Genomic DNA, 12,325 nt, shown 5'->3' on the forward strand with positions numbered 1-12,325 from the left:
CTGACGTTTTCGAAGAACATTGTTAGATTTTAGCGAAAATAATTAAAGGATCTCAGGATAACCAGTTGTCAATTAGAATGACATTAACTGGACACCCAGTAAAGAATAATTATAAATAAAAGCGAGGTCTAAAAGCCTCGCTTTTATTTAATTCAAGTGTCACATACCAAGTGACTATTTAATAATAAGTATCTTTTTCTTAATTAAGAAGTCTTCGTTTCTTAGCACCAGCAAATACAAACCTGGAAATAGTGATTGTGTATTAACTCTTATCCGATCAAATTGCATTTCCACATCCAACCTTCGCTGCGTTCCTGATACAGGATCAAAAAGTTCAATATCAAAAGGCCTTGAATTAAATAGTTCTGTTTCTAAAACAAAATAATCCTTGGCAGGCATTGGGTAAATACTCACTCTATCACTTAAGTCAGGCAAATCTTCCAGTCCTGTGACAACGGCAGCTTCTGCCTCAATAAGCACCTCTTTATTCTCAACATTTGAGTTAATCACCATCATTTCTTCTATTACACCAGCGTTTGAAGGCTCGAATAAGAGAGTAAATGTTAGGTCTTCCTCTGGGGCTAAAGATGCTTCTATTGGAGAAACAGTGAAACCCATTGGTAAATCGAATGACGTTATACTTAAAGTCCCATCTGAACCGTTATTAGAGACCACAAAAGATTGACTTGAAGTTTCTCCAACATCGGTTATTTCAAATTGAATCTTTTCCTTATCAATTAAAATTCCAGGTTCAAGCACATTTGTCACACTAATGTCAAAACTCTTTTCATAACGAATGCCAGAATTATCTATCGCTTCAATTCGAATCTCATAATTGCTTTTAATTTCAAAATCAAAGACTTCTAATGAAACTAGTTTGTTACCATCATTAATTACGAATGAATTATTATCGGCAGCATTGGATTTCAATATAAAATCATAGGTGTCACCTTCATCAGGGTCTTCTGTAGAAAAATCCCCTATAAATGTACCAACCGGACCATTCTCGTCAATTGATCCTGCACTAAGACTGATTAGTGTAGGTGCCTCGTTTACATCATTTACATTCACTGTAAAGCTTGTTTCTATCATGCCACCGGCAGCATCAGTTGATTTAATTCTAATACTCAAAGTCTCATTGATTTCATGATCAAAGCTCGCACCTGATTGGAGTGCTGTTCCAGAAATTTCAAATAGGTCATTATCATCTTCTCCTTCTCCAGTTGCGAAACTATACGTAAATGTGTCGCCACTATCTTCATCAACCGTGGAGAATTCTCCAATCACTTGTCCACTAGTTTGATTCTCGTCTATTCCATCGGATGATAGGTTAATGGCATAAGGCACATCATTTACATCAGTTACACTAACAGTCAAAGCCTTTTGAACAGTAGCACCTAAGTCATCTGTACTCTCAACTCTCAATTTTAATGTTGGCTGACTTTCAAAATCAAATATTTCTGCAGATTCAATGTTAGCTCCTTCAAGGGTTACTTTTGAATTATCGTCATCACCTTCCCCTGCAACCAATTCATATGTATGCGTATCTGAAGGATCTTCATCAGTCGTAACTAATATTCCAATTAAAGTTTTGACTGGCTGGTTCTCCTCAATTTCAGTAATACTCAACGCAACATTATCAGGGGTATCATTTTCGTCAGTCACATTTATAACAAAGCCCTGTTCTACAGAAAGACCCTTTTCGTCAGTTGCCTTGATCCTAATGAATAGCTCATTTACATTTTCAAAGTTGAAAGAAGACTGGCTTATAAGTGTTCCATTGATTATAGCAAAGTCAGAATTATTCGCATCACCGTCTCCGCTGACGAGGCTTAACTCATGTGCATCACTTGGATCTGGATCAGTTACATTGAATGTGCCTATGAAAGCCGAAGAACTGAGATTTTCTTGGATTTCTTGATTGGACAATGCAATAGAAGTAGGTCCAGAATTATCGGTCGAAACTTTAACCACATAGTCGTTGATTGTTGATAAATCTTCTGATTGCACCTTATAAGTCACCAATTGGTCAAAGTCATTAGCGGTTTGGCCACTCTGTTGTACTAAACCCTCCACTTTAACCTCAGCTCCTTGTGACACTTCAAACGTAGCAATTTGAGATTTTAATTCATCTGAACTTGATGCATTAACAACAATACGAATTGTATCACCATCAATATTCGAAACTCCCGCCTGATTGGGAATTTCGAAAGAAGAAATACTAGCTCCTGAATTCAGTTGAACATTGCTCCAAACAAAGGATTCCGTAAGCCCACCTATGTATCCATTAACTTCAAAATCAACATTTTGAAGTAGGTCATAAGTTGTATCACTGGCTTCGTCATATGCTTTAAACGTAATTTCGCCTGTAGATGCATTACTAAAAACTCTTAAGTAAATGACATAGCGATCAATTTTAGCTTCATAAACTGGATTCGATACCCCTCTTACCTCTCCACCAATAAAAGCCGCAATCATATCAGAGGTATTATCAGATTCTACCTTGTCAATTTTTAAGAAACCGACAATAGTCATTGCGTTAGCATAATCATTAGGATCTACTGTCCAATCAGGAGATTGGGCCACACTCATGTTCACCAAGAATAGACTAAAAGCCGTAAGGAGGTAGTTTAAAAAACGCATCACTTCTGTTTTATAACCTTTATCGTCTCAGCCTTACCATCCATTAATAGTTTAATGAAGTATACTCCATTAGAAACTTCTAAACCCTTTGCATTGGTGGCATCCCAAGTGAAAAATCTCAAGCGTTTTTCTTCAATTTTTCTCCCTTGAAAAATAACATTACCAGAAACATCAACTATTTGATATCCGAGACTATAAGAAGGTACCGAAAGCTTTACTTGAATTTGGTTACTGAAGGGGTTTGGGTAAGCAACACTTGTAGCATTTAAATTAATCTCCTCTTCCAATGTTAGAATTAGTGGCTCTTCATTTGACGCTACCAGATCAAATGGTCGATAATCAATCTTATTAGAAATACCAGAATACTTGCCGGTTCTTCTATTAAAAGCTACAAATGAAACGTCATATGGTGCTACATTCCCAAATATAGTCATGTAATACCTTGTATCATCGCCTTGTTTTTCAGCTTTGGCAATGCCGACTAGCTCTCCATTTTTGAAGGCACCAATCACATATTCCTCTGGATTTTCGGCATCTAGATCAGCAAACAGTGCCATGTTATTCGGATATGGATACTGATCGAATCTCCAAGGAGAAACATATTCGTAATCAACAATGACATCCGATTCAGGGGGGGCGGCACTTGATAAAAACGAAACCTGAGGATATTTTAGCGTCTTATCGACCTCACTTTTCGATTCATAAATATAACCTTCCCCTGGTTCTAGGTTGTTCAAGCTTCCTATCCAGCCTATTCCTTCCTCAAAAATTGCAAATGCAAATTGACCTCTAACTACATCTCCATCAGATGGAGGTAGTGAAGAAAAGGCTTCATTGACATTTAAATTATAGTCCGGAATATAGCCAACCCTGTTGAACCCCTTTCTTATTGCTATTTCTGTGTCAATATTGGCTCTTGTTCCCACTAGATCAAGATCACCACCATTCTGTAAGTAGAATAGATAATAGTTGCCAATCTGATAACCTCCATTGTTTGTGATTTGACCAGTCCAGCCAATGTCCTCTGTATAAACATCAACTTGATCCTGAAACGTGACTCGATCTTTTGTCAAAGCGTCCACATTTACAAGTAAGTCATCTGTTTTATCAAGAGATGTAGAATTTATATTAAAAGATCTCCAAGAATAACCCGACTCTAATAGCACAGTCTCAGAAACCAATGTCGTAGTTCTAAGTTCTATAGGATCGGTCGGCCTACCGAATGTTTTATCTGCTTCAAATCTTATAGGGTTGTCAATTTCAAGAGAACGATATTCTATGCCTGTATTAGCGTCAAATGCTCTGAACTCTAAAGATTCCTGGCCCTCTGATGAAAGGGCATAAACGTCAATAAAAGCCATATATTGATCTAGTTCTTCAACATATGAAAGCGAGGCACTGCCTCGTAACTGATTATCAATATAGACGGCAATCAAATCATTTTCATCTCTTGATACAATACCTTGTGAGTTCAATTGTGCTACAATACTCATACTAAACTCAAAATCGGTTTTATTCACCTCCCATTCTGGAAAGGTTTCAAAAATGCTTAAATCCAAATTTAGTTTCTCACTGAAACCAAATCCAGTAGTGAGGAAGATATCTTCATTATAGTATCCAACGTTTATACCGCGATCAATCGTAAAAGATATGTCTAGAGAAGACTGAGGTGATATAAATCCAGATCTCGGCTCAACAGAAAGCCAAGCTGGTATATTAAAAATCTCAAACGACTCCTCTGTACCACCTTTATTAAGAATTGGCACGTTGAATTCAAAACCTTCATCGACAAACAGCTCATTTGCCACTTGACGATCAGTCCACTTGACTTTATTCAGGTCAATTAATGCAGTAAAAGATATAGGCGACTCAATCCTATTATCATATAAATCCTGAACTTCATCAAGAGAAATTTCTATCAAACTCCCTTCTAAAATCGTAGCCAAAGATTCGTCCAACTCAATCAATAACTCATCGTCATTTACCACCCATGTGAATGGAACCTTTTGAATTGGCCGTGCTATTTTGATATTAGGCGTATTCATAGAGAATTCCACACTCCCAAATGACTCAGCAAACCCTCCATTTAAACCAAATGGATTTTCATTCTGATCGCCTAAAGAATTCTCAAGTACTAAAGTGCCTGCGTTTGTTCGATAATCCTCGAAGGGATAATAGGCCAACAAACCAAATTCATCTCCTTGAAGATGAGAGAACCTGTTGATATTAACTTGCGTTTGGTTTAAGCCGAATTTCCAAAAACGGAACTCATCGATTAGACCTTGGAAATGTTTATCGTAGGTAATTTCTGTGACTCCAACATTATATCCTCTGGCACCAATTGTCATTTTCGATCTTATAAGTCCTCCAACATCATCAGGATTAAATGCCAAAACCTGTTCACCATCAAGAAATACGTTCGCACTTCCATTTCTTTTTACGGAGAAAGCGAAATGATGCCATTGATTATTTAGCACCTCTTGAGACTCGAGAGGAATTTGGTTGACAACTCCTTTACTAACCAAATAAAGCTTGCCAGACTCATCAAATCCAATGCTCAAAGACTTGTTTGGGGCGTCAACATTATCTTCTTCTGCGGTAGTACTTTCACCTCTGCCAGATGAAAACATAACTACATCAGTCTGATCGCTAATCCCGTAGTACCAGAACTCAATTGAAAAATCCGTATCATTTCCAATCACAACAGTTTCGGCAGTATTAATTGTAAGATGACTTTGATTACCATCAAAACTGACTGATTTACCTTCAGGAAGCACTAGCCAATCTGAGAAGACTCTAGCATTTCTAAAACTGGCTTTATCCAACCCCAGTCGACCGTTACCTTCATCAAATAACCAATAACCCAGCAAACCTTGTTCATCGCCAGTATACCTATCATTAATACTAGCGAAGACATCTGCCAAATCTTTAGACTGGTCCCAAACTCTTAAATCCAGAAAATTCAAATCAGCGAATCTGTTGTCTTGCGTTAATGACTTACCTATTAGAACTGGTCCTTTGCCAGAATACTTCTTGTCCGGAGTCCGCCTTTCAAATATATAGTTGTCGTTCAAAATGGCGTTATAACTATTATTATCTTGGTTATAGACTAGGGCAAAATGGTGAAAAAGCTCTAAATCAATGAGCTTAGTAGATGATGTAATAATCTCACCTGCCACGTCAATAAAAAACTGATCATCTTTGTTGATTCCAATCTGAAGATAATCTTCCTGATATCCTTTTGAGAAGAGAATCATTTCTTTGCCTATGGCTTTCCTACGCACTTTGAATTCAATAGTGAAAGATCTATTGCTTAGGTTGAGTCCCCTCTCAATTCTTGCATAATCATCAATCCCATCTAAATCTAAACTCACACTATTATCTACCGGTGTATTATTCAATACTCCTCGAATGGAGAAGTTACTTAGTGTCAGTCTACCTGCATTAATCTTCTCATTAAAACGTATAATTATATCGTCATCAGCACCCAAAATACCATCTGCAGGTTGAGGCGTACCAAACAAGACAGGTTTCTGGATATCTTTGGTCCCACGAATTTCTTCAGAAGGAGTCTCATAAATAAGACCAGGGCCGGCATCGCAATAGCTTACAGCTCTTATGTCATAAACTTGATCAGGAAGAGAAGACATGTCAAAACCATAATCTATTGTGTTAGCAACAATTAGGGTTTTGGGTTCATTAGCGGCATCAAAATCAGTTTGATTATTGTAGAAAATCATTTGTGTAGTGAAACTTGAAGCGCCAAGAGCTCGGTATTGTAAGGCTATTCTACTAAAATTATCATAGTCTCGATTATAACTATCAATGCGAATTGGTAAGATAGGATCTTCTCGTTCGGTATTTAAGACCCAATTATTCCCAGGCGAACTAATATTAACGTCCGAGCAGCCTGGTACAAATTTTGCCGAAATTTTTACCGGCCCACTATTGATTTGACCGTCACACTGGGAAGATAAAACGAGCTCCAAATTATCATAGTCATCAACATCCTCCCTCCCCTGTTCTACAGTTAATGTTAATTTTAAGGTTTCACCGTGTGTAACGCCAAAACTTAAACCGTTTCCTAGCGGAGTACCATTAATTTTCAAAATGGCACCATAAGGATTTGATGATTCATTGAGGGTTAGATTATACGTATTGTTTTCTTCAGTTTCAGAATCAGATGAGAGTAGCAATGTATATAAAGCGGACCTGTTACTAGGAATGCCTGTTCTTAGATTCTGTTCAACTGCCAACTGCGGGCCTTCACGTCTAACGGTAGCAACATTAAGAATGTGATTTCCTGGCTCATAATATTTTGTTCTGGCTTCAGGTGTCCATGGACAAGAAGTCTGACCTCCTCTCACTGTAAAAACAGGTCCAAAACCATCATCAGCTTCTTTGACATCTACTGTATATGCATCACCAATATCACCATCAAAAAGAGTATAAGAAACTGTGGTTTCTTGTGATTCGGTGTTAGAGTCTGAGACATTTGTACCAACCCCAAATGACACCTTGGTGGTAGAACTTGCTCCAGTACCATCAACGAAGAAACCTACTTCTTTTGCTATAGATGCTGAAGTAGTTAAATCCCATTGAAATGTATTAGTAATTGATTTACTAGATGTTCTTGATTTTGAGATAGAAGTCCCCCCTTCGAATGAAAGGTTTTCTACCAATTCAGCTTTTATTTTTTGTTCCTCATTATGCCTCAAGTTCATAATCCAGTTTTCTATTTGCTGATTATAATAATGGACTTGATCATTTTCTTCACCTTCAAAGTTTTCTGGGTATCTAATTATGTAGCTAGGGCCAAACTCAGGGAATTCACTGGCTTCATTTCCCCATATTTCCTCGTCTGTATTGCTACTTCCATACTTAGGATCATCTAGTTTTAGCTTTGAGATATAAATAGGAGATTCTCCTTGTGGTGTTACACTCTCCGGGTTTTCGTAATATTCCAATAAATTATTTCTAAGATTTCTAAGATTTGGAATTAGAACTGTTTCTATATATTGTTGAGAAAAAGCAAAGCTTGTTTTAAATTCTGAACCAACGGCTAATGCGTTTTTTACTCCAAACTTATATCCTACGTATTCTTTACCGCCACAGTCTTCACAACGTGCAACCGGCACTAATTCAAGCCTTGAGACTGCTCCATAAACGAGGTTGGTTGCATTTCCGATAAAAACATCTCCCGCATCACCAACTAAACTAGAGTTATTACTAGTACTAATAGTCTCATTTAAAGTGACTGTTGTTACTGACGCATCTGAACCACTAAATGTAGTGGACACATCAGCAGTACCAGTTGCTGACAAAGCAATTTTTACACTCTTATGCAGGGCTGCACCTAATCCGACTGAGGTTTCTATATTCGCTCCAGCTGCCAATTTTGTCTCATTAGAAGTACCTACACTAGTAGATCCTCCAACCGTTAATGAGTTAGTTGTAGTAGTTCCTTTTGCTATACTCGTTGAGCTAGCTGACCCTGGTGGATCTCGCAAAATAAAATGTAAAATATCTGGCCCTCCAGTAACAAAATTATTTCCCTGAGCTTGGGCACCCAAGACAACCCCTCTAAATGGATCCTCCTCTCTGAATTTGGTGTCAATTGCCCCATTATTCCCTGAGAAAGCCGTAATGTTTAAGACTTTTGTAAAGTCAAAATTCTCTTCATTCGCTCCAGTTTCTTTACTTCTGTTTGGTAGACCCGCAGTAAATTCATAAGTAACGGCACCTTTCTTGTCTAGTTCTAGCGTAAGTTTTTCACTTGAATAAGAAAGGAAATTAAGGATTTCAAGCTTACCATCTGTTACAGGCACTTTATCTGTATTCCCTTTTCCATCGTTGTATTCTTCAAAAAGAGAAATTTTAAAGAAGTAATTCTTGTCTTGCTTGAATATGGGGAACCCGAAAGTGTACTCTCCATTTTCACCTATGAAAGGGATAGTTTCTGTTGTTGATGCATCGGAAAAAACATAAGAGGATTCTCCAAAAACTTCTTCACCTTTAATATTTTTTACTTGTATATCAGGTCTTTTTCTGTAAATAAAGTCTACTCTGCTCTGATATTTAAACGAGTCTATAGCGATAGTAAAAAGTGTATCATTACGTAAAAGCTCTTCTGATCCTTCATACAAATCTGGTGATTTACCATTGAACCTAGAGTCAGAAATATTTTGTCCATTTACTGAAGCAGCAACAGTATCGACAAGAACACTGCTTTTTTCAATGAAAGAATTCCTTAAATCAATAACACCAAAATCCTCAGCTTTTAACTTACCACCAGTGATTTCAAATACTTCATATTCTAAAGGAAGTAAATATGCAATAAACTCTCCTGTTTCAGGATTTGGAGTTATAGTGACTTTATTCCCACTAAACTCTATTTGATTGATATGTTCATGGTCTATATTTGTTTCAGATATCTGCTGAGATCTATTTCCCAAAGTCTCAAAATCAACCTTATCTTGAAAGCTTGAGCTCAATGTTAAGTCTAGTTGATTTTTTGTCCTTAAAATTATTTTTGTATCACCGATATTGTTTACCGACCTACCAAAACCTAGTGGTTTATTTTGTTCTACGGGGCCTCCTACAACTCTACCTACCACTTTAACCAAGGTTGAATCGACCCAACTCAAATCTGTTATAGGTTGCTGGAAATTCCATAAAGGAATTGAATCATCTTCTTTTGGTTCTGGAAACCTTCCTTCTTTTACGAAAGTATGATTTGTCAAATCAGCCCTAACGGTGTGCAATCCAATTGGCACTTGAATCTTAAACCTACCTTCAGTATCTGTTTCAATTAGTTTTCCATCAGCATCAAAAACGGGTCTTCCATCCACCAAGAGGTTAACTCCTGACACAGGCATAGGCCCGTTAAAGTATCTGATAGTACCAGAAACATCAAATGCAGATATATCTTTAAAGTCTACATTGTTATGGATTGTAGTACCTGGTCCAACAAACCTTGTTTGTTGGCTAGGTTCAAATTCATGATGAGTCAATAAGGGTGTAAACTTATAAAGTGAACCGGCAGTCTCATACGGAAAACCGGTAATGGTATAGTTCCCAAACTCATCTGTAAAACCCCTAAAGGCCAACTGACTTTGTAGAGGTGTATTAGGACTAAAAGAAGCTCCTCCTCTTAGAGCCCCGTGATTTTCAGTAAACTTTGTGCCTGCCCTTGCAAAATCATAAAAGGAGGAAGTAACCCCCATGTCTAACCTCCAATAGCCACTTAAGTCGGCATCATTCCCACTAATGTATCTATCATAGTTATTAATTATTTCATTAGATGTAAGTGCTTTATTCCAAAGTCTAATTTCATCTACATAGCCTTTCCAGTACGCTAAATCATCTGTCCCGATTAAAAAATCCGAACGATTTGCCAAAGGCTTGGCATCTAAGGAAACACTTTTTTCATATACTTTATCGGAGATGATTGTTAGTGATATTTCTGCTAACTCAAGATTATAGGAAGCGGTCACATGAAAAAAGGAGTCAACAGGATTTTCGAAAGCCAAATCAAGCTCAGCGTCATCAATCGTAAAGTTGAAATTCGATCCATCATATGTTAGACTATAGGAATCACCCTTATTGAATAATGGAGATTCTTTATCACTTTCATATTTTGCCCATAGTTGAATAGAGAAACCACTATTTAATTCTAGTTCTGTATCGTCCGACCCGTGAACGATTTCTAAGTAATCGTTTAATCCATCGAGTTGAACTGCTTGACCTTCCAGGTCTCCAGCTGTAGTCGCTAAAACAGATACCCCTTCCACAGCGTTCCCACCTTCAAATGCAATTTGACCAGAAAGAGAACCAGTCGGGAAAGAGAAGCCTACTGTCTCAACATAATTATAGTATTCTATTCTTAAGTCGTCAGCAACGCCCTTTGCAAAAATTGTATACTTATACAAAACTCCTAAATCGCCGGTTATATCTTGATAAGAATAGATATCACTCGCCAAAGAGGTGATTTGAACTGAATCACCTTCATCAGCCAAGGGTTTTCTGAATATTTGAAATCTATCGATGGAATTTAATGAATTAAGCACGTCCCATCGCAGTTGTACATTATCACCAAAGTAACCTTTAGACGCAAATACTTGCTGATCTAGCAATTGTGGGAAATACCCTACAAAACCACTAAATCCATCTTGGATTCTAACATCGGCAGTCGAACCACTTTCTGCTCCTGACGGAATAGTGACTATACCAGCACCATATAAAGGCGAACCACTAATGCCAAAAGTGACTTCTCCATTATTGGTCGTAGCTATTTTGGTTTGGTTTTGAACGAAACCAATTGATTGGATAGGATCACCTGTCTGACCAAAAAAAGGAAGAAATACTAAAAAGAAACCCAAGACAAACACTAACCTCTTCATATTCAATTTGTTAGTATTTCTTAAAGCTTAATTATATACAGAACAGCAGCGTTTTTAGGCCTAGATTCCGGTCCTCCATTTGTACTTATTGTGATGTTTGTCTTGGCTCCAGAAGTACTCGGTGCGTTTTTATATCGATATATAGAATTATTTTCGTCTGCACTTCCTGAACCTAATAAGTTATCTCGGGTTGCCCTAGTGTCAAATTCAAAACTTGAAGCAGAAGCGTTAGTTAAAAATTTTGAGTCCGTGATGTAAACAGCATCTTCATAAGTATGAGAATGTGAAGATTCATTTATTCCGTGATTATGAGACCTAAGCGTATCCGATTGATAACTACCAACTTGATTAGCTAAAACTGTCAGTCCGTCCAAAGTCGTTCTTTGGGCTGTATTAGGATCAGCACCTCCATTATTAACACCATTCCATCCTCTTAAAAACTGCCCTCTAAGGTCAGGCACATTAAATTGGCCACCATTCCCTCCCCAATTAGTACCAATAGTTTCAAATAAACGAAGATAACGCGCATCTGAGGTAGAATATCCTCCGCCGTCACATAAGACGTAGCCTAAGGGTATGTTACTAGCAGGGCCAGCAAAGGGAATTATTGTTCCGGGAGGAACTCCATTTCCAGCAGACTTTGCAAATGGTACGCTGGACAATCTCTTATCACTTATTTCTCTGTAAGTACCATCCAAATCAACAGAAATCTTAAGTCGGTAGTCATAGTTTGCCCATAGAATATTATCCCAATCTCCTGAAGCATTGTTATCGGGATTACTTCCAATTTCGACCGCAAACACACCAAAAGCGTCTGTGCTAACCGATTGGTGTTCTTCTTGATATTCAGCATTGGATTCACCATCTCTAAAAATCTCGAATCTAATCTTTAGACTTTGGTTAGACAGTGCACTACCATTTGGGTCTCGTGCGTAACCTTGAAAATCAAAACCCAGGTTGGTTTGGGCAAAACTATTTAGGATAAAGAATAAAGGAATTAGCCCTAGGACAGCAGATCGAAAGTTCATAATGGTTTTGGTTGATAAAAGTCCCAAAGTAGAAACAAAAAGTTCTTAAACCAAGTAAAAATATAAGGATACCCAATTGAAATATTCAAACATTACGAATCACTCAATTAGACTAATTTAACACTAAAATACAGGCAATAAAAAGGTTGGAACGGGTAAAGGGATTAGGAGACAAGGTCGTTACCGCAATAAAAACGGTTTACGACCCAGAAATACCTGTAGACATTTACGAACTAGGCCTGATTTACGAGA

General features: G+C 37.6%; 4 protein-coding genes. 1 reads left to right on the top strand and 3 read right to left on the bottom strand.

Annotated elements, in window-relative coordinates; all coding sequences use genetic code 11:
* Positions 1-174: 174 nt before the first annotated feature.
* The 3 genes from JXQ92_RS19200 to JXQ92_RS19210 are packed head-to-tail and all read right to left on the bottom strand — an operon-like array spanning position 175 to position 12,073.
* Positions 175-2,643: a cadherin domain-containing protein gene (locus JXQ92_RS19200; protein WP_421988270.1), complete on the bottom strand. Its 2,469-nt coding sequence runs from the start codon at positions 2,641-2,643 to the stop codon at positions 175-177.
* On the bottom strand, positions 2,643-11,045 hold the full coding sequence (locus JXQ92_RS19205; RefSeq protein ID WP_421988271.1) for a LamG-like jellyroll fold domain-containing protein: 8,403 nt from the start codon (positions 11,043-11,045) through the stop codon (positions 2,643-2,645). Before JXQ92_RS19205 ends, JXQ92_RS19200 begins: the two co-directional genes overlap by 1 nt.
* 20 nt (positions 11,046-11,065) lie before the next feature.
* Positions 11,066-12,073, bottom strand: coding sequence for a tail fiber protein (locus JXQ92_RS19210; protein WP_421988272.1), 1,008 nt, complete (start codon positions 12,071-12,073; stop codon positions 11,066-11,068).
* A gap of 128 nt (positions 12,074-12,201) precedes the next feature.
* Between JXQ92_RS19210 and JXQ92_RS19215 the strand changes: the two genes are divergently transcribed.
* Positions 12,202-12,325 (top strand): iron-sulfur cluster assembly protein (locus tag JXQ92_RS19215; protein ID WP_421988273.1); only part of this gene is annotated, 124 nt, incomplete at its 3' end.

The sequence above is a fragment of the Roseivirga sp. genome (genome assembly GCF_049099775.1).
Classification (GTDB): domain Bacteria; phylum Bacteroidota; class Bacteroidia; order Cytophagales; family Cyclobacteriaceae; genus Roseivirga.